At 68.9% G+C, this 18,821-nt stretch carries 19 protein-coding genes; 9 read left to right on the top strand and 10 right to left on the bottom strand.

Going from position 1 to position 18,821, the window contains the following annotated elements; all coding sequences use genetic code 11:
- Window positions 1-92 precede the first annotated feature (92 nt).
- Window positions 93-1,160, top strand: coding sequence for a peptide chain release factor 1 (gene prfA, locus ACO05L_RS01510; protein ID WP_421730419.1), 1,068 nt, complete (start codon window positions 93-95; stop codon window positions 1,158-1,160).
- A gap of 180 nt (window positions 1,161-1,340) precedes the next feature.
- Here prfA and mutS read toward each other — a convergent pair whose 3' ends face one another.
- The 4 genes from mutS to ACO05L_RS01490 all read right to left on the bottom strand — a co-directional run bounded on the left by mutS (window position 1,341) and on the right by ACO05L_RS01490 (window position 6,470).
- Window positions 1,341-4,031, bottom strand: a complete 2,691-nt coding sequence (mutS, locus tag ACO05L_RS01505) for a DNA mismatch repair protein MutS (RefSeq protein WP_421730418.1) — start codon at window positions 4,029-4,031, stop codon at window positions 1,341-1,343.
- A gap of 108 nt (window positions 4,032-4,139) precedes the next feature.
- A complete protein-coding gene (locus ACO05L_RS01500; protein WP_421730417.1) occupies window positions 4,140-5,078 on the bottom strand; it encodes an aldo/keto reductase in 939 nt (312 codons plus the stop codon).
- Window positions 5,079-5,174: 96 nt separating this feature from the next.
- Window positions 5,175-5,807 carry a maleylacetoacetate isomerase gene (maiA, locus tag ACO05L_RS01495; protein WP_421730416.1) on the bottom strand — a complete coding sequence of 211 codons (633 nt, stop codon included), beginning with the start codon at window positions 5,805-5,807 and terminating at the stop codon, window positions 5,175-5,177.
- 9 nt (window positions 5,808-5,816) lie between these two features.
- Window positions 5,817-6,470, bottom strand: coding sequence for a fumarylacetoacetate hydrolase family protein (locus ACO05L_RS01490; protein WP_421730415.1), 654 nt, complete (start codon window positions 6,468-6,470; stop codon window positions 5,817-5,819).
- A 135-nt stretch (window positions 6,471-6,605) separates the two neighbouring features.
- Here ACO05L_RS01490 and ACO05L_RS01485 point away from each other — a divergent pair, with 135 nt between their 5' ends.
- The 3 genes from ACO05L_RS01485 (at window position 6,606) to ACO05L_RS01475 (ending at window position 7,704) form a co-directional block, all read left to right on the top strand.
- Window positions 6,606-6,983: a glycine zipper domain-containing protein gene (locus tag ACO05L_RS01485; protein WP_421730414.1), complete on the top strand. Its 378-nt coding sequence runs from the start codon at window positions 6,606-6,608 to the stop codon at window positions 6,981-6,983.
- Window positions 6,983-7,396: a hypothetical protein gene (locus ACO05L_RS01480; protein ID WP_421730413.1), complete on the top strand. Its 414-nt coding sequence runs from the start codon at window positions 6,983-6,985 to the stop codon at window positions 7,394-7,396. Before ACO05L_RS01485 ends, ACO05L_RS01480 begins: the two co-directional genes overlap by 1 nt.
- A gap of 131 nt (window positions 7,397-7,527) precedes the next feature.
- Window positions 7,528-7,704 carry a DUF1328 domain-containing protein gene (locus ACO05L_RS01475; RefSeq protein ID WP_421730412.1) on the top strand — a complete coding sequence of 59 codons (177 nt, stop codon included), beginning with the start codon at window positions 7,528-7,530 and terminating at the stop codon, window positions 7,702-7,704.
- Window positions 7,705-7,802: 98 nt separating this feature from the next.
- On the opposite strand, the gene ACO05L_RS01470 is transcribed toward ACO05L_RS01475, so the two are convergent.
- Genes ACO05L_RS01470 through ACO05L_RS01460 form a run of 3 tightly spaced genes read right to left on the bottom strand, consistent with a single transcriptional unit; the run spans window position 7,803 to window position 10,062 of the window.
- Window positions 7,803-8,660, bottom strand: a complete 858-nt coding sequence (locus ACO05L_RS01470) for a metallophosphoesterase family protein (RefSeq protein ID WP_421730411.1) — start codon at window positions 8,658-8,660, stop codon at window positions 7,803-7,805.
- Window positions 8,661-8,694: 34 nt separating this feature from the next.
- Window positions 8,695-9,672 carry a diacylglycerol/lipid kinase family protein gene (locus tag ACO05L_RS01465; protein ID WP_421730410.1) on the bottom strand — a complete coding sequence of 326 codons (978 nt, stop codon included), beginning with the start codon at window positions 9,670-9,672 and terminating at the stop codon, window positions 8,695-8,697.
- Window positions 9,673-9,717: 45 nt separating this feature from the next.
- Window positions 9,718-10,062: a hypothetical protein gene (locus tag ACO05L_RS01460; protein ID WP_421730409.1), complete on the bottom strand. Its 345-nt coding sequence runs from the start codon at window positions 10,060-10,062 to the stop codon at window positions 9,718-9,720.
- 193 nt (window positions 10,063-10,255) lie between these two features.
- On the opposite strand from ACO05L_RS01460, the gene ACO05L_RS01455 reads away from it, so the two are divergent.
- The 3 genes from ACO05L_RS01455 (at window position 10,256) to ACO05L_RS01445 (ending at window position 13,388) form a co-directional block, all read left to right on the top strand.
- Window positions 10,256-10,594 (top strand): YMGG-like glycine zipper-containing protein, encoded by a 339-nt coding sequence (locus ACO05L_RS01455; RefSeq protein ID WP_421730408.1) that lies wholly within the window; start codon window positions 10,256-10,258, stop codon window positions 10,592-10,594.
- A 117-nt stretch (window positions 10,595-10,711) separates the two neighbouring features.
- A complete protein-coding gene (locus tag ACO05L_RS01450) occupies window positions 10,712-11,164 on the top strand; it encodes an OmpA family protein (protein ID WP_421730407.1) in 453 nt (150 codons plus the stop codon).
- Window positions 11,165-11,234: 70 nt separating this feature from the next.
- Window positions 11,235-13,388: a protein-disulfide reductase DsbD family protein gene (locus tag ACO05L_RS01445; protein ID WP_421730406.1), complete on the top strand. Its 2,154-nt coding sequence runs from the start codon at window positions 11,235-11,237 to the stop codon at window positions 13,386-13,388.
- A 471-nt stretch (window positions 13,389-13,859) separates the two neighbouring features.
- Here the strand turns inward: ACO05L_RS01445 and ACO05L_RS01440 are convergent, their stop codons facing one another.
- Window positions 13,860-14,336: a cytochrome C gene (locus tag ACO05L_RS01440; protein WP_421730405.1), complete on the bottom strand. Its 477-nt coding sequence runs from the start codon at window positions 14,334-14,336 to the stop codon at window positions 13,860-13,862.
- 118 nt (window positions 14,337-14,454) lie between these two features.
- Entirely contained in the window at window positions 14,455-14,949 is a 495-nt protein-coding gene (locus tag ACO05L_RS01435) for a hypothetical protein (protein WP_421730404.1), read from the bottom strand.
- A 111-nt stretch (window positions 14,950-15,060) separates the two neighbouring features.
- On the opposite strand from ACO05L_RS01435, the gene pgi reads away from it, so the two are divergent.
- Complete coding sequence (gene pgi / locus ACO05L_RS01430; protein ID WP_421730403.1) at window positions 15,061-16,662, top strand: glucose-6-phosphate isomerase; 1,602 nt, start codon at window positions 15,061-15,063, stop codon at window positions 16,660-16,662.
- Window positions 16,663-16,722: 60 nt separating this feature from the next.
- Here the strand turns inward: pgi and ACO05L_RS01425 are convergent, their stop codons facing one another.
- On the bottom strand, window positions 16,723-17,178 hold the full coding sequence (locus ACO05L_RS01425; protein ID WP_421730402.1) for a hypothetical protein: 456 nt from the start codon (window positions 17,176-17,178) through the stop codon (window positions 16,723-16,725).
- Between the two features lie 167 nt (window positions 17,179-17,345).
- On the opposite strand from ACO05L_RS01425, the gene ACO05L_RS01420 reads away from it, so the two are divergent.
- Window positions 17,346-18,713 (top strand): tetratricopeptide repeat protein, encoded by a 1,368-nt coding sequence (locus ACO05L_RS01420; RefSeq protein ID WP_421730401.1) that lies wholly within the window; start codon window positions 17,346-17,348, stop codon window positions 18,711-18,713.
- The last annotated feature ends 108 nt before the right edge of the window (window positions 18,714-18,821 follow it).

The following is an 18,821-nucleotide window of genomic DNA, read 5'->3' as shown; positions in this document are numbered from 1 at the left end:
GGTCGCGTTTCTGAGCAAACCCGCCGCCCCTTCTCTATGCGGTCGGGGCGCCGTAAAGACGCGCCTCTTTCCGTGAACAGGCGATATTTCCCTTGCGACTGCCCCAGGCCCGGCTCGATCAGGTGCTCGACCGTTTCCACCAGGTGGAGGCGCGGATGGGTGCGGCCACCGACGGCCAGGAAATCGTCCGCCTGTCCAAGGAATACGCCGAGATGAAGCCGGTCGCCGACGGGGTCTCGGCCCTGGCCCGCGCCCGCGCCGAGATCGAGGATCTTCAGGCCATGGCCGAGGATCCCGAGATGGCCGCCATGGCCGCCGACGAACTGGAAACCCTCAACGCCCGTCTGCCGGACATGGAGCGGGACGTGGCCCTGCTTCTGGCCCCGCGCGACGCCGACGAGAACGCGTCGGCCGTGCTGGAAGTCCGCGCAGGCACCGGCGGGGACGAGGCCGCCATCTTCGCCGGCGACCTGTTCCGCATGTATTCCCGCTATGCCTCGGGCCGCGGCTGGAAGGTCGAGCTGGACTCAGCCACCGAGGGCGATTCCGGGGGCTATAAGGAGATCATCGCTACGGTCACCGGCGACGGCGTCTTTGGCCGGCTGAAATTCGAGAGCGGCGTTCACCGCGTCCAGCGTGTGCCCGCGACCGAGTCTCAGGGGCGCATCCATACCTCGGCGGCGACGGTCGCGGTCCTGCCCGAGGTCGAGGACGTCGAGATCGAGATCCACGACAAGGACATCCGCATCGACACCTACCGGGCCTCCGGCTCGGGCGGCCAGCACGTCAACACCACGGATTCCGCCGTCCGCATCACCCACCTGCCCACCGGCATCATGGTGACCTCGTCGGAGAAGTCGCAGCACGTCAACCGCGACAAGGCGATGAAGAACCTGCGCGTGCGGCTGTACGACATGCAGCGCCAGGCCAAGGATCTGGCCCGGTCCGATACGCGCAAGTCCCAGGTCGGCTCGGGCGACCGCTCCGAGCGCATCCGCACCTACAACTATCCGCAAGGCCGGGTCAGCGACCACCGGATCAACCTGACGCTCCATTCCCTGCCGCAGATCATGGAGGGGGACATCGACCCCCTGCTGAACGCCCTGATCGCCGAGGACCAGGCCGCGCGTCTGGCCGACCTGGAAGCCGAGTTCTCCTAGGGTTCATAGCCTCAAGCACTTCCGTCATCCTCGGGCCTGTCCCGAGGATCCAGGCGCCCGGTGCAGGCTCATGGGGCGCGGTCTTGGGGGCGCGATCTGAACGCCCCGTCTTAAACGGAGCGCGGACGGCGACCACGGTGAGTCTGGATCCTAGGCACAAGGCCTAGGATGACGGTGAATCTAACGCAGCGCCTTCAGCCGATAGAGCGCCTCCAGCGCCTCGCGCGGGCTCATAGCGTCGGGATCCAGCGCGGCCACCGCGTCATCGACGGCGGACGAGATCGGCGCGGGCGCAGGCTCGGCCACCGCGAACAGCGGCAGGTCGTCGAGGCGCGCATTGGCCGCCTTCTCGCTTTCCAGCCGGTCCAGAACGCTGCGGGCGCGCGCCACCACCGAGGCCGGAACCCCCGCCAGCTTGGCCACCTGAACCCCATAGGACCGGTCCGCCGCGCCCGGCCCGGCCTCATGCAGGAAGACCAGTTCGCCGTTCCATTCCCGCGCCTTCATCGACAGGTTGGAGACGTGGTCCAGCCGCTCCTCCAGCCGCGCCAGCTCGTGATAATGGGTGGCGAACAGGGTGCGGGCGCGGTTGGTCTCGTGCAGAGCCTCGGCGCAGGCCCAGGCGATGGCCAGGCCGTCATAGGTCGCCGTGCCGCGCCCGATCTCGTCCAGCACGATGAAGCTCTGCGGCGTGGCCTGGGTCAGGATGGCGGCGGTCTCGACCATCTCCATCATGAAGGTGGAGCGGCCCCTCGCCAGGTCGTCGCCGGCGCCGACTCTGGAGAACAGGCGGTCGACGCTCCCCAGCCGCATCGACCGGGCCGGCACGAAACTGCCTGCCTGGGCCAGCACGACCAGAAGCGCGTTCTGGCGCAGGAAGGTCGACTTACCGGCCATGTTCGGCCCGGTGACGATGGACAGACGCGGACAGTCGGACCCGGCCAGAGGCGCGCCGTCCAGCTTGCAGTCATTGGGGGTGAAGGGGTCGCCGGCCTTCTTCACCGCCGCCTCGACCACGGGGTGGCGACCGGCCTGGACCTCGAAGGTCAGGCTGGAATCGACCACGGGCCGCACGGCGCCCACTTCCTCGGCCCATTCGGCCAGGGCGGCGGTGGCGTCCAGTTCGGCCAGGGCGTCGGCGACCGCCTGAAGCGGATGAGCAAGGCTCTGCGTCTGGCCGCGCCACGCCTCGAAGATCTCGCCCTCCATGGCCAGGGCCCGGTGACCCGCCTGGCTGATCTTGGCGTCCAACTCGGACAGTTCGACCGTGGTGAACCGCACCTGGGCGGCCAGGGTCTGGCGGTGGATGAAGGGGCTTTCGGGGCCGGCGCGGAACAGGGGCTCGGCGTGTTTGGCCGTGGTCTCGAGGAAATAGCCCAGCACCGCATTGTGCTTGATCTTGAACGGCACGCCTGAGTCAGCGACGGCGCGGGCCTCCAGGTCGGCAACCACCCGGCGGCTGTCGTCCCTCAGGGTGCGGGCCGCATCCAGTTCGGGCCGGTGGCCGGGCCGGACGAAGCCGCCGTCGCGCGCCAAGTGCGGCGGCTCCTCGATCAGCCCCTCGGCCAGGTCCAGCATCAGCCGCGACAGCTCGGGCGACAGGGTCAGGCGGTCGAGACAGCCCAGGATGCGGGCGGGCGGCGCGGTCAGAGGATTGGGCGAGGCGACGAACAGGCCGGCGATGGCTTCGGCGATGGTCAGCCCCTGACGGATGGCGGCCAGATCCCTCGGCCCGCCGCGCCCCAGGGCCAGCCGCGACACGGCCCGCGCCACATCGGCGGAGGCGCGCAGACCGGCACGCAGATCGCGCCTCAGGTCGCGGCGCTCCAGCAGCCATTCGACCGCGTCCAGTCCATCATTGATCAGGACCGGGTCGCGCAGAGGCCGGGCGATCCGCTCGGCCAGGGACCGGGCGCCGCCCGAGGTCACCGTCCGGTCGATACAGGCCAGCAGGGATCCCTCGCGCTCGCCCCTCTGGGTGCGGTCGATCTCCAGGCTCTGGCGGGTCGCCGGGTCGATGGCCAGGAAACCCGTCTCGCCCGAGCGGCGCGGCGGGGTCAGGGCCGGGATACGGCCCGCCTGCGTCGTCTCCAGATAGGCGGCCATCAGGCCCAGGGCCGAGACCTCGGCCTCCTCGAAGGCGCCGAAACCGTCCAGCGAAGAGACGCCGTACAGCCGCTCGACCCGCCCGCGCGCAGCCTGGGGCTCGGCGACGGCAGACGCCAGGGCCTGAACGATGCCGCCCGAGCCATCCAGGGCCGCCTTCAGATCGGCGTCGGAAAACGCCTTGTCGGTGACCAGCACCTCGCTGGGCCGAAAGGCTGCGAGCGTCGCCGCCAGATCGGCCAGATCACAGGCGACCGAATCCACCACCCCGGCCGACAGTTCGACCACCGCAACCGCCGCCCGGCCCTTGCGGACCGCGACCGCCGCCAGCCGGTTGGCGCCGCGCGCATCCAGAAGCGTGTCCTCGGTCAGGGTGCCGGGGGTGACGACGCGGACGATGTCGCGCGCCACGATGGATTTGGAGCCGCGTTTCTTGGCCTCGGCCGGGGTCTCGATCTGGTCGCAGATGGCGACCCTCTGACCGGCCCGGATCAGTCGCGCCAGATAGCCGTCCATGGCGTGGACCGGCACCCCGGCCATGGGAATGTCCTCGCCCCTGAGCTTGCCCCGCTTGGTCAGGGTGATGCCCAACAGGCCCGAAGCGATCTCGGCGTCCTGGAAGAAGAGCTCGTAGAAATCGCCCATGCGGAAGAAGACGATGGCGTCGGGCTGGGCCGATTTGGCCGCCAGATATTGCGCCATGACGGGCGTGACGCCCTCTAGGTCGGGGGCGGCGGTCGGGGGATGGGAAAGGGGGGCGTTCATGCGTGCCGTCAGGGTGACGGATCAGGCCCATGGGCTCAAGCCCGCTGGCTCAAAGTCTGCCGACGCTGCACAGGCTTTGCCGCTCTGCGACAGGCTGGCTTGACCCGGTCAGGCCGCGTTGCTGATGGACAGACGCGGACCGACGGCCAGGGCCGCAGGTTCGTCCAGCGCCAGCGCCTCCCAGTCCAGGTCTGGCCGGGGCGCGTGGGCGGCGGCCACGATCGCGCGCAACTCGGCGGCCGAGGCCACGCTGGCGATAACGGCGGCGGCCGGCGGCAGGCCCAGGGCGAAGGCCAGAGCGGCCTGCATCGGATCGACCCGCGCCTCGGCCAGTCGCCTGCGGGCGCGTGACAGGGCCATGCCATGGGCGGCCAGATGCGGGGGCAGGCTCTCACGGCTGGCGAACAGAAGTCCGCGCGCAAAGACGGACGAGACGTGGACCTCGACCCCCTGGCCAGCCAGTTCATTCAGCACGCCTTCGGTAACCGGGCGCTGATCCAGAAGATTGCAGGGCATCTGGACCACGTCGGGCTGGAAGCGACGCGCCAGCAGGGCGGGACCATCCTCCATCGTGGCGCAGAAGCCGATGCGGCGATAAAGGCCGCGATCCTTGAGCGCCTTGATCCGGTCCCACAGGGCGCGGCCCTCGGCCCCCGCCAGGTCGGCGGCGTTTGACACCAGAAGCACGTCGCCGCGCGGCAGGCCCAGCCGCTCCAGCGAACGGCGCGCCCGCGCCTCGACCCGGTCCACGCCCTCGGAAACGGACACCGTGCGAACGGAAACCCGGAAGGGAGAGGGGAAGGGCCAGGCCTGGCCCAGCAGACGTTCGGTGTCGGCCTCGGGCCGGGTGGCGATGATCTGAACCCCGGCGTCGGCGCCGGTCTGCAACAGGGTGCGCATCGCGTCCTCGCGCGCGCCCGCCGGCGCGCTCATGACCGAATGCTGCGCGCGCTCGGGCGCCGTCACCACCGCAAGGGCGAGTTTGCCGATCGGGTCCTGACCCTTGGGGCCGAGACCTTTCGACGATGAGGCGTGGAAGGGCTGCACGCCGCGACCATGGCGCCTAAAGTTTAAGGGAGGCTGACCCGGAAGCTTACAGAGTCTTACTCCGCGACCGCCGGTCGATCGAAAGACCCAGTGGAATCAGTCGGCGTCCGGCTGCAGATCCGGGTGGGCGGCCACGAATACGGGATGTTCAGCCGCGCGCGCTTCGATGGCCCGCAACCGGGGCCAGGGCGTCAGATCGACATTATAGCGGTGCGCCGAATAGAGCTGGGGAATCAGGCAGCAGTCGGCCAGTCCCGGCCTGTCGCCGAAGCTCCAGTCTCCGCCGACCTGCGCGATCATCGCCTCCAACGCGTCAAAGCCCGGCCTCATCCAGCGCGCGGCCCAGGCGTCGACACCCGACTGGTCCTGGCCATAGTCCTCGCGCAACGACCGGACCACGCGCAGATTGTTCAGGGGATGAATGTCGCTGGCCACGATCCCGACCATGGCCCGGACCTGGGCGCGATCCGAGGCGTCGGCGGGCAGCAGCGGCGGCTGGGGATGGGTCTCTTCCAGCCATTCGAGAATGGCCACGCTCTGGACGATGACTTGGCCGTCGACCTCCAGCGCCGGGACCATGCCCTGGGGATTGAGCGCCATATAGTCAGCGGCCTTCTGGGCGCCCGTCCGCAGGTCGTGCGGCACGGTGCTGAAGCCGATCCCTTTCAGCCCAAGGCCGATGCGAACCCGATAGGCCGCGCCCGAGCGCCAGTATCCATGCAGAATCATCGCCGCCGCCTATCGCACCGTGAACGTCAGAGACGCCAGGCCCGCCACATCGGCCTCGACCCGGTCGCCGCGCACCAGGGGGCCGACCCCCTCGGGCGTGCCGGTATAGATGAGGTCGCCCGGTTGCAGGCTCCACAGCTCCCCTGCCGCCGCCAGGACCCTGGCGGGGTCCAGGATCATGTCGGACAGACTTCCCGACTGGCGGACCTCGCCGTTGACCTTCAGCGAAATGACGGCCGCCGGATCGGGCAGATCGCCCAGGGTCAGGGCGCCGCAGGGGGCGGACTGGTCGAACCCCTTGGCGGCATCCCACGGACGCCCCTTGGCCTTGGCTTCGGCCTGGATGTCGCGGCGGGTCAGATCGACGCCGACGGCCCAGCCGATGATCGTTCCGCCCGGTCCGACCGCAGCGACCAGTTCGACTTCGTGGTGCAGATTGTCGGTCATGCCCGGATAGGCGGGATCCAGGCCATCCGAGACCAGGGCGTCCCCCGGCTTGGAAAAGAAGAAGGGCGCCGACTTCGTCGGATCCGAGCCCATCTCGCGCGCATGGGCGGCGTAGTTCTGGCCCACGCACAGGATGCGCCGGACGGGAAACCGCCGTGTATCGCCGACGATGGGCAGGGACGGGGCGGGCGCGGGGGGAAACAGCCAGTCGGTCATGGGCACAGTCTTATGCCCCCTATGAGCCTGCGTCATGTTGCATTGCATCAGCCGCGACCGGAACAAGCGTCGGGGTGTGGCGTTCAGGGGCGGGGACCTCTATTTACGGTCAAGCTAGACACCGGAGCGCAGATCATGGCCACGACCAAGGCTCGAGAAGACATCAAGAATGACCTGAAGACGCTGAAGGATGACCTGAAGGTCGGCGCCCGCGAGGAAACCGAACGCCTGAAGGAAAAGGCCGCCGAGGCCAAGGCCCGTCTGTCGGCCAAGGCCAGCCAGGGCGAAGCCGCCGCTCGCGAGAAGGCCGAGGAGCTGCGCGAACAGGCGCGTGGCTATTATGACCAGGCTCGCGTTCGCAGCCGTGAGTATTACGACGACGCCTCCGAGCGGTTCGATGAAGCCCAACGCTACATCACCGAGCGGGTGCAGGAACGCCCGGTCCAGTCGACCGCCATCGCCCTCGGCGTCGGCGTCGTGCTCGGTCTGCTGCTGGCGGGTCGTCGCCGCTGATGATCGGCAAGGGGCTGGTAAAGAAGCTGGTCGCCGCGTTCGTCGCCGCGGCCAGCGCCTCCGTTGCGGTCGTCGCTCTTGGCGCGGCCCTGTTCTTTGCGCTTGATCTGGTGATGCCGGCCCTCGGAGCCGCCGCCATCACCTTTGCGGTCTTCGCCGCCGTGACCGGCCTGGTCGCCGTCATCTTCCTGGGCGCAGGCCCGGATCACGATGACGAGGACGAGTTCGACGAGCCCGAGACCCTAGTCGAGAAGGCGGTCCACCTGATCAAGGACCGGCCCATCCTCGGCGCCGCAGGCGGTCTGGGCGTGCTGTTCTTCCTGCTGCGCAATCCGGCCCTGGCCGCGATCGCCGCCAGCATGATCACGGAGCGTCGCATGGAAAGCCGCGGCTACGGTAAGCGGCGCCGGTGAATTGACGGCCCAGGGAACAGTGAGGCCAGGGAACAGCGAGGGTTGAGACGCGTTGACATTCTAACGAAGCAGCGAACCAGCAGCTTCAAGTCATCGTTGCTTTCGTCTCAACCCTTTACTCGGAGATCGTCATGATCCGCTGGGCCATTATCTTCTTCATCGTCGCTATCGTAGCGGCTGTTCTCGGTTTCGGCGGCATCGCCGGCATGTCGATGGAAATCGCCAAGTTCGTCGCCGTCATCGCCGTCATCCTGTTCGTGATCTCTCTGGTCGCAGGCGGGCTTCGCGGGCGCGGCACGCGAATCTAGCGTCGTCGTCACGCAAAAATTCAAAGGCCGTCGTCCGAAAGGGCGGCGGCTTTTTCGTTCGCGCTGAGGCAGTTCCGGCGAGGCCTTCCGGACGGGCGTCAGACCGCCGCCCTCTCCTTCTCGCCGGGTGCGGTCGGATCGGGGGCCGTCTCGGGATGCCGGGTGTCCTGGCGTCGGGGCAGGCGCCAGGTCTGACTGGGCTCGAACATCGAGCCGGTCCAGGCCATGGCCGTGACCACGATCTCTTTCGAGGTCCAGTCCACCTGGTTGAAGCTGGGCGGTGCACCCCGCTCGCGATGCGACAGGGTTCCGCAGCCGACGGCATAGGAACAGCGGTCCGACAGCTCGATCGGCAGGGCGAAGGGAATATGGGTGTGGCCCGTCATGATCAGATCGACCCCCGCCTCGGCGAAAATCTGGGCAGCCGCATCGCCGCGTTTGACGTCGCCGGTCATGGGCGTTCCGATCATCTCGATCAGGGGATGGTGACAGGCCAAAATACGCAGGGCGCCCACCGGCGCCTGACGCAGGGCTGTCGCTGCTCGCCGGGTCTGATCCAGGTCGATGACCCCTTTTGACCAGTTCAGTCGCGCCTGCCAGCCACGCGCCGTGGTCACGCCCCGCACCATCAGCCGATCGGATTTGAACTCGCCGTCGTGAGCCGGGTGGCCCGTCGCCGCCTCGAAAGCCTTCCACGGCCAGAACAGCCGGTCGAGCAGTCCGTAATAGGGCACGTCGTGATTGCCCACGATGACGAAGCGCGGTTCCGGCATGGCCCGGATCCAGTCGCCCGCGGCGCTGAATTCATCCGGCAGCCCCTTCTGCGTCACGTCGCCGGTGATCAGGATCAGGTCGCTGGGCGTCGCATGGGCGTATTCCAGGGCAGCGGCGCAGGCGCGCCTGTGCTCCACCCCGAAATGCACGTCCGAGAACTGGATCAGGCGACCTTCACTCAAGACGCAGCTCCAGAACGTGTCACGCCACCCGCCATCACGTCGCCGCGTCGGCGTCGGCAGCCGGATCGGGATTGGGCGCCAGGGCGCGGAAAGCCTTGGGCATGAAGGTCACCTTGGCCTCGGATCCCAGCAGCACCGGCTCGCCGTCGATCACGGCAGGAATCTTCGAGCGCCCCCAGACCTCGATGAGCCTGGCCGGTTGCGTCGTTACCGAAGCGTCGGAGCGCCAGTCGCTGAACAGGGCCGTGGCCGCCAGCCGGAAGGCCTGTGAGGTGTCGCCCGGATCCATGGCAGCAGCCTCCAGCCCGACCGGCTCGTCCAGGGCGCGCGAGATCATCGGGCTGATCAGGACCAGGGCCTCGGTCTTGCGCCGATCTCCGCCGTCCAGAGAAAACCGCAACCGGCCGCTGAAAGCGCGCCTCCAGGCGCGGCGCCCATAGGCCCAGGCCAGGGAAATCTTGCCGGTGCGCATCGCCTCGCGCGCGGGCGCCCACAGCGCCGGAGAGCCCAGGATGGCGGCGCAATAGAAGGCCTGGCCCGCCACAGTCCCACCCGAGACGAACTGGGCCTCGCCCTGTTCCAGGGCGGCGCGCATGGCGATCTTCCAGTCCGCCGTGCCGTACAGGGCCCTGGGCAGCATATTCATGGTCCCGCCAGGCAGGGGGACGATCAGCGCACCCTTGGCCCCGGCGCGTGACGCCACCGCCCGCGCCGTGCCGTCACCGGCCAGTACGAACAGGACATCGGGGCTGGACGACAGAGCCTGATCGATCTGGGCGTCGATCTGTCCGTCGCCCAGAATGACCACCTCCGCCTCGCAGTCGTATTCGGCCATGATGGCCTCGACCTCGGCGGGGGCCTTGGGACCGACGGAGCCGGACAGCGGATTGATGAGGACGACGACCCGCCCAATCTTGACATGGCGCGTCAGGGTTCGCGCCTCGGCGGGCGTGTCCGCGTCGGAGGCCGACGTCGTCTGAGGCGTCGGGGGCGTGGTCAGGCTATCGGTCATCCCGCCCGAACGAACGGGCGGGACTGACGTTCCGAACAAGCGTGACTATTGTTTCTTCAGCTGGTCCGCAGTCTCGGCGGCGCCGGCCTGAAGCGCGTCGCCGGTTTTCTCGGCTGCGGCTCCGGCCTTGTCGGCGGCGGCCTGGGCGGTTTCGGGCGCCTTTTCAACGGCCTGGCCTGTGGCGGTCTTCACCTGGGCCACGCCAGCGGCGATCCAGCCGTCGACGATCGCGCCGCCCTCGGCCAGCGAGCGCTCCTTGATGCCCAGCACTGCGGTCAGGGCGCCGAACAGGGCAAGCAGGGTGACCAGGACGCCGACAAGGCCCGAGCCGCCACCGCTCGACCGACGCTTGCTGCGCGCCCAGACGGGGCTGTGGCTGTCCTCAGCCATACGAATTGGTTCAGGAAATTGCATTTCAGACCCCTCCCAGTGTCATCACGCCAGTCGCTGCTTTGATACAGCGATTTTTTCAGCCTAATCCATGGCCGAATACGAGCATAGGCCGGGAACCTGTGCCATAATCCAGCGTTCTCCCCCCGGGGGCGAACTCAAGGCCCGCAAACAGGGAAAAGGGATCAAACCCATGAAGATGACAATCCTCGCGATCGGCGCTGCCGGTCTCATGGCCACCGCCTGCGCCAGCGACCCGTATGGCAACTCCAACCAGACCGTCCGCCAGGGCGCCATCGGCGCCGGCCTGGGCGCTGTCGCCGGCGCCATCATCGGCAACAACGTTGGTGACGGCAACGCCGGACGCGGCGCTCTGATCGGCGCGGCCATCGGCGGCACCGCCGGCGCCATCCGCGGCTCGAGCCAGGACCGCGCGAACCAGCAGCGCTACGGCTCGTCGGGCCAGTACTACTACTGCTACGACAACAATCAGCGTGAATGCTACTGGGAGAACGGTCAGCGCCGTAACTAGGCCGCCGATCGCTCGGCTCCTAGGGGCCGGATGAGTTCAAGGGGCGGTCGTCGCAGGACGGCCGCCCCTTATCGTTTGTGAGGACTGCTCGTGGGGCGAGCAAAGGGGATGCATCGAATGAAGATCATTATCGCCGTGACCGCGATCGGGCTGGGCCTTGGGCTGACCGGGTGCGAAAGCACGGGCCTGTTCAACAGCCGCGACCAGATTGTCGCCGCACCGGCGTCCTGCGCCCCGCAACGATTCGAAATCTATTTCGCCGAGGGCCAGGCCCAGCTGACCGATGCGGCCAAGCAGGCGATCAGCATGACGGCGGCTCAGGTTCAGGGCTGCAATATCCGCTCGGTTCAGGTGCTGGGTCTGGCCGATGCACAAGGAACCGCCGACGCCAACCTGAGCCTGTCCGAGCGCCGGGCGCGCACCACGGCCGAGGCCCTGGTCAAGGCCGGCCTGCCGATCCCCGCCTTCTCGGTCGCCGCCGTGGGCGATCTGGGCGCGACGACATCCGAGGGGCTGCGCGAACCGCTGCGTCGGCGCACCGAGGTCGTCATCGACGCCGTCTCACGCTGATTGAAGACCCGAGCCCGGCCGCGCATTTCGGCGCATGGTCGGGACGGGCGGGACTGGCTATAGAGCGCGGGTGTTCTCGCGCGCCCCCTTCTCACTGTCGAACCGCTTGCGGACCGCTTGGCTGACCCTGCTGGCGGGGGCTGTCCTGCTGGTGGGCGGCGCGCCTGTTGCGGCCCAGGTTCCCGACGCAGCCGCCCTCGACCGGTTGGAGGCCGAACTGGTCCCCATGTCGACCTGGGCCACGCCCGGCGCGACCGTCATCGTCGCCGTGCGCCAGAAGATCGCGCCCGGCTGGCATACCTATTGGCGCAATCCCGGCGATTCCGGCGGGGCGACGACCCTGGACTGGACCCTGCCCTCAGGCGTCGAGGCCGAGCCCATCCTGTGGCCCCTGCCCCAGCGCCAGAGGCTGCAAAGCCTGATGAACTACGGATATTCGAACACGGTCTATCTGCCCGTGCCGATCCGCATCCCGGCCGGCGCGCGGCCCGGTTCGACCCTTCCGCTCAGCGTCCAGGCCCTGTTCCTGGTGTGCAGCGACCAGATGTGCGTGCCGGATCAGCGCACCCTGAGCCTGGACCTGCCCGTGAGCGAGGGCGCCGCCCCCCTGGCCGGCGCCGACGGCCGCCGCATCCAGACGGTGATCGAGACCGCGCCCCGCCCCGCCGGGATCGAGGCGCGCGTGACCAGAAACGGCTCAAGCCTGACGCTTTCGGCGACCGGCGGCCCTCTGGCGGGCGCCGACCTGAGCCGGGCGACCTTCTTTCCGTTCGAAGGCGCGGTCATCGACCACGCCGCCCCCCAGTTCGGTCGCCTGGGGCCCCAGGGCCTGACCCTGGAACTGGCCGCCGCCCCGGCCGGCAAGGGCAAGGTCGCGACGCAGGACGGGCCCATCTCCGGCGTCCTCGCCACCGATGCGGGCGCCTGGGAGATCACCGCCACGCCCGGCCCGCCCCTGGCCGGCGCCGCAGGCGGCAAGGCGCTGGAGGCCTCCGAGGACGCGCCCGCCGCCCCCGGCTGGAGCCTGATCCTGCTGCTTCAGACGGCGGGCCTGGCCCTGCTGGGCGGGCTGATCCTGAACCTGATGCCCTGCGTCTTTCCGGTGCTGGCCATGAAGGCCGCCGCCCTGACCCGCACGGCCCACGACCCGGCCGAGGCCCGCCGCGACGGCCTGGCGTTCCTGGCCGGGGTGCTGCCGACATTCGCCGCCCTCGCCATCGTGCTGCTGGCGGTGCGGGCGGGCGGACAGGCCATCGGCTGGGGCTTTCAGCTGCAGTCGCCCGCCGTGGTCGCCGTCCTGGCCCTGCTGATGCTGGCCGTGGCCCTGAACCTGTCGGGCCTGTTCGAGATCGGCGTGCGGTTGCAGAACCTGGGGTCAGGCCCCCTGTCGCGCCTTCACGGCGGGGCGGGCGCCTTCTTGACCGGAGTGCTGGCCGTGGTCGTCGCCGCCCCCTGCACAGCGCCCTTCATGGCCTCGGCCCTGGGCGCGGCCCTGCTGCTGCCGGCGCCCGCTGCGGTCCTGGTTTTCCTGATGCTGGGGCTGGGGCTGGCCCTGCCCTATCTGGCCATCAGCCTGTCGCCGCGCGTCCTGGCCCTGCTGCCCCGACCCGGCCCGTGGATGGCCAAGCTGCAAAGACTTCTGGCCCTGCCGATGTACGCCGCCGCCCTGTGGCTGGTCTGGGTCTTCGCGCGCCAGACCGGGACCCTGCCTCTGATCCTGCTGGTCTGCGCCGGTCTGGCCGTCGTTCTGGGCCTGTGGGCCTTTGGCCGCCCCGCCGCCAAGCCGACGCGAGCCATCGCCATCGCCGGCCTTATCGCCGCCCTGGCGCTGACAGGATTGGCCGTCCGCACCGCCGGATCGGCGCCCGAGGCTGCAGAAATCCAGCCCGACGCCTGGTCGGAGGCCCGCGTCGCCGAGGCCCTGGCCCAGGGCCGCCCCGTCCTGGTCAACTTCACCGCCGACTGGTGCGTGACCTGCAAGATCAACGAACGCTCGGCCCTGGGCTCGCCCGCCGTGGCCAGGGCGCTTGAGCGGACCAACACCCTGTATCTGAAGGCCGACTGGACCCGCCGCGACGACGCCATCACCCGCGCCCTGCAACGCCACGGCCGCTCGGGCGTGCCGCTCTATCTGCTCTATGCGCCCGGCCAGCCCGAGCCCCGCATCCTGCCGCAACTGCTGACCGAGGGTCTGGTGGTGGAGGCGCTAAAGCGGACGCCGTGAAGGTCGGCTAAGGGTGGGAAGCGGTCGATCTCACAAAGGCGGAAAGCAACCTACCAATAGCTATTGCGGCGTCACCGCCTAACTGACGGCTTCATCCCTTCTGTCCAGCTGCAAATCCAGTCCCAAATGCCACCGAGCAAAAACATGAAAAGTACTGAAACTTGAGAAATTACGTCAAAATGCCAGCGGAATTCTACAGGCCCCCAATAAGACAGGGGCAGACTTACCATCCAAACAACGATGACGACTAGAGAAAGCGCTCTTCGACCTTTCTGGCCATAGGCCAGTTTTGAAAGAAGCCGTTGATTGTGCCGATGTTTGCTCACGCCGCATTCCCGCTTCGATCTCAGGATGGGTCAACCCTCTGAGCTCGTCAATGTCCGCAACGGGTCGGTTGACGACTTCGGCGCCCGGCCCGAAAGCGGACATTCCGCTGATCGCCCGCAAACGAACTCCCCTCGCACGGTCGGCCTAAGGGCGGTCTGCAGACCCTGGCTCAGCGACGGACGTCGGAGGCAGAGGCGCCGGTGCGGGCCGGCCTCGGTCGCCCGGCAGGGATCGGATGTATCGATAGATCGCGCGTCTGTCGTATTCCGACATGTTGCGGACGCTGGGCCACGGCATCGGCGGCAGGCTCGATCCCGTGCCGAGAAGCGTGACCCATTCATCTTCCGAAACACTGGCGACGGTGAGCCGCAGGTTCTTGCCGTAGCTTGTCCCCCAGGGGCCGGTGTGCGGTTCCGAACTGCCCTTCAGCCATTCGGCCTCAGCAGGCGTGGCGCCCCCGGTCTGGGCATACATCGGCGTGTGGCAGTCGTTGCATCCGCTGGTGGCGACGATGTAGCGGCCGGCCGCGATGTCGGAGGCGGCCACCACGCGCGGACCCTCGGTCAGATCGACCTGGACGACATTGCGGTCATCCCGCGGCTGACAGGCCGACAGGAGCACGGGAACTGCAAGGACCCACGCCCATGCGCCGCTTTTCATCATCCGAAATTCCCCCGTTCGCCGAACAGAGACATCGGCGCGCGGGCAGGGTCAAGAGAGATTAGGCCGGACGGCTGCCCTACCCCTCCAGGCCCGACTGGGCGTCGTGCTGGGGCGGCGAGGTGATGACCTCGACATTGTCGTTCAGAAGATAGGACATTTCCGACAGGGCGACGGCGCGGGCCTCAGGCGAGGCGGCGGCCTCCAGGGCGGCGATCTTGTGCACGATGTCCTCGGAAATGCCGCGCAGGATGCATTTCAGGTCGCCATCGGTGCCACGCTCCTTGAGGATCAGGTGGGCCTGCATGTCGGTCTGCGACAGGGCCTGGGCGCGGGTCTTGAAGTCGGCGTAGGCCGGGCCGGAAAAGAAGCCCTCGGCGTCGGCGGCCTTCGAGGCGGTCCAGGCGTCGACCACCGACTTCAGGGCGGTGGAGCGGCCGACGATATCGACGAACAGGGGCTCGGACGCGACCGAGACCGGGGCGTCTGCGGCGGGGGGCGCCAAAGCTGCGGCGGCGGCGACATTGGGGTCGCTCATCATCAGGGCGAGGCTGAGGGCGAGACCACAGGACATGACGGCTATCTTCCGATGGGCGATGTAACGCGGATCAATTCCGGAAACAGCGATTGAACCGGCTTACGCCTGACCCGTAAACGAGAGCTTGATAACCATGAGGATCGCCGGATGACTGCCGACTGGACCCGTTTCGACGCCGCCGCCCATAAAGACGCCGACGCCCGCATCGTCGATCAGTTCACGGCCGACGCCGGTCGGCTGGCGCGGATGAGCGTGGAGGCGGCGGGCCTGTATCTGGACCTGTCGAAACAGAGCTGGACCCGCGAGGGCTTCGAGGCCTGCCTGGACCTGGCGCGCTCGGCCGGGGTCGAGGCGGCGCGGGGGCGGCTGTTCGCCGGCGAGGCGATCAACTCGACCGAGGGCCGGGCCGTGCTGCACCCGGCGCTGCGAGCCGCGAGGGGCTCGAACTATCACGCCCTGGGCGAGGCGGTTTCGGCCGAGGTGGACGCGGTGCGGGCCGACATGGCCGCCTATGCCCATGAGGTGCGCTCGGGCGCGGCGACGGGGGCGACGGGCAAGGCGTTCAAGGCCATCGTCCACGTCGGCATCGGCGGATCGGACCTGGGGCCGCGCGTGGTCTGGGATGCGCTGAGGCCGCTGGATCCCGCGATCGACCTGAGGTTCGTGGCCAATATCGACCCGCGCGACATGGCCGAGGCCCTGACCGGGCTGGACCCCGAGACCACCCTGGTCATCGTCGTGTCCAAGACCTTCACCACCCAGGAGACCCTGGCCAACGCCGAGGCGGCGCGGGCCTGGCTGGCGGCGGGCCTGCCCGAGGCCGGACGCGACAGGCATTTCATCGGCGTCACGGCCGCCCCGGACAAGGCCAAGGCCTTCGGCTGCGCCCGCACCTTCGCCTTCCGCGACTGGGTCGGCGGCCGCTATTCCCTGTGGTCGGCGGTGTCCTTGAGCTGCGTCATCGCCCTGGGGCCGGACGTGTTCGAAGCCATGCTGGCGGGGGCGGCGGCCATGGACGACCATTTCGTCGCCGCGCCCCTGGACAAGAATGCGCCCGTGCTGCTGGCCCTGGCCCAGGTGTGGAACGTCGATGGTCTGGGCCGCACGGCGCGGACGGTGGCGCCCTATGCCCACGCCCTGCGGCGCCTGCCCTCCTTCCTGCAGCAGCTGGAGATGGAATCGAACGGCAAGCGGGTGGATCGTGACGGCAAGCCTGTCACGCGTCAGACCTGTCCGGTCGTGTTCGGCGAGCCCGGCACCAACGGCCAGCACGCCTTCTTCCAGCAGATCCATCAGGGGCCGCAGGTGGTCCCGGCCGAGTTCGTCATCGTGTCGAAGACGCATGAGGATGCGCCGGAATCGCCGCTGTGGTCCAACGCCCTGGCCCAGGGGCAGGCCCTGATGCTGGGCAAGACGACGGACCAGGCGCGAGCCGAGCTGATCGCATCCGGCGCCGACGAGGCCGAGGCCGACCGGCTGGCCAGCCACAAGACCTTCCCCGGCAACCGGCCGTCGTCGGCCATCGTGATGGACCGGCTGACGCCCGAGACCCTGGGCGCCCTTCTGGCCCTTTACGAGCACAAGACCTTCGTCGAGGGCGTGATCTGGGACATCGTCAGCTTCGACCAGTGGGGCGTCGAACTGGGCAAGGTGCTGGCCAAGGCCATCCTGAAGGATGTGGCGGCGGGCGGGCCGTCGGCGGATCTCGATCCCTCGACCTCGGCCCTGATGACGCGGCTGATGGCCTGACAAAGAAAAGGGCGGGCGCCGTCTCCGGTAGCCCGCCCTCAGCCTGGCAGTCTCAGGCGATTACCAGCGATGCCCGCCATAGCCGCGGCGGTCGTGGTCGCGGCCCCGGTGACCGCGATCGCGGTAGTAGTGGCCCCGGTCATGGCGGTTGTCGTTCAGCGCGCTGACGACCAGTGCGCCCGCGACGGCGCCGACGGCCAGCCCGACCCAGGCGTTGTTGTTGTTGCTGGGCCGGCTTTGCGGCTGGCCCTGGTAGCCTCGGTCGTAGCCCTGGTCGTAATAGCCGCCCTGATCATAGCCCTGGCTATAACCGCCGGGCTCGTAGTTCTGGCTGTAGCTCTGGCTGTAGGTCTGGCCATAGGTCTGCGCGGCCGGGGTCGAATAGTTGGACGGATAGTCCTGATAGACCGGGCCGTCATAGGGCTGATAGCTCTGGGCCTGGACGGGCATGGCGCCCATCACGGTCATGGCCAGCAGAGGCGCGGCCAGTACGGCGATCTTGATCCTGGTGTTCATCCTTCAGCCCTCTTGGCCGGTGCGGCCTGCGGCGGCCCTTCAGACCGTCACCCAGATCTGTAACAGCCCAGGCTGAACACGCCTGAACAACCGGCGTTCATTTTCGGTTCATGTCGCGCTTGTCGGTCTCGGCCCTGAGGCCTAGCCTTCCTTCGGGGGAGCGACCGATGACACGAGGACTTTCGGCGGCGTTGGCGATGACGGGCGGCCTCCTGATGGCCATGCCGGTCGAGGCCGCAGCGATCCCAGCCCAGACGACCCCAGCCCAAACGGCCGCAGCTCAGTCCGATCTGACCGCCCAGGTCGAGGCCGGTCTGGCCGCCGCCCGCGCCGCCTATGCCGCCGACCAGACCGACGAGGCCGTCGCCGGGCTGGAGGCGACGAAAGCCCTGATCGTGGCGCGCGAGGGCGAACAGTCGCCGCGCCTGGCCCTGCCGCTGAACCTTCTGGCCCGCATCCGCATCGACCAGGGCCGGTACCCCGAAGCCCTGGCCCTGATCGACCGGGGCCTGGGCGTCAACGCCCGCGCCGACCCGCCCGCGCCGGTGATCGAGGCCGGTCTGCTCTACGACAAGGCTAAGGCCTTCGACGCCCTGGGCCGCAACGAGGAGGCCGAGACCACGGCGCGCCAGAGCTATGACCTGCGCGTCGTCCATCTGGGGCCGGCGCACGAAAAGACCGCCGACGCGCTGAACCTGTACGCCAACGCCCTGGCCGCCCAGGGCCGCTACGCCGAGGCCGACCCCGCCTATCGCCAGGTGCTGGGGATGTACGAGGGGCTGCACGGGTCCAAGGATTTCCACCTGGCCATCGTCCTGTCCAATCTGGGCAACGCCCTGCGCCGCACCGGACGCGGGCCCGAGGCCAGTCCGCTTTATCGCCGCGCCGTCTCGGTCGCCGAGGTGTCGGACGACCCGGTGCTGCTGGCCCAGTGCCTGACCAACTACGGCTGGTATCTGCACACCCAGGGCGACGGCCTGAAGGCCGAGATCCAGTTCCGGCGCGCCCTGGACCTGGCCGTCGAGGTCGCCGGGCCGGACCATCCCTTCACCGGCGTGGTCCACACCAATATCGGCCACGCCCTGTCCGACCAGGGCCGATACGCCGAGGCCGAGCCCGAGTTCGCGCGCGGCCTGGTCCTGCTGGACGCCGGCCTGGGACCGGAAAGCCCCGACGTGGTCGATACATTGACGGGCTATGCCGGCGCCCTGTCGGCCCTGGGCCGACCCGGCGAGGCCGAACCCCTGTTCGTGCGCGCCCGCGCCATCACCACCGCCCGGCTGGCCCCCGGACATCCCGACAGCCTGGTCGAGGCCAATCTGTTCGCCGGCTTTTTGCTGGACCAGGACCGGCCCGGCGACGCCATGGCCCAGCTGCGCACCGCCCTGGCCGCCCTGCTGCGGCGTGAACAGGGCCGCACCGACAGCGAGGGCGGGCGCGACTGGCGCACCAGCGTACGCGGCGCCGCCCCCCTGTTCGAACGCCAGGTCGAGGCGGCGTGGCGACTGGCCGCCACCGAGACGCCCGCGCCCTGAGGCCTTCTGCAAAATCCCGGCCGACCCTTTATCCGGGCTGAATCTTTGCGTCTCCGCCCACCGCCCCCGCTTGACGGTGGCAGGCGGCCCCCCTACTTGCACCCTGCG

Source organism: Brevundimonas sp., assembly GCF_965227765.1.
Classification (GTDB): domain Bacteria; phylum Pseudomonadota; class Alphaproteobacteria; order Caulobacterales; family Caulobacteraceae; genus Brevundimonas.
Note: the sequence above shows the minus strand (reverse complement) of the source record. Positions and strands in the feature narration are given on the sequence as shown.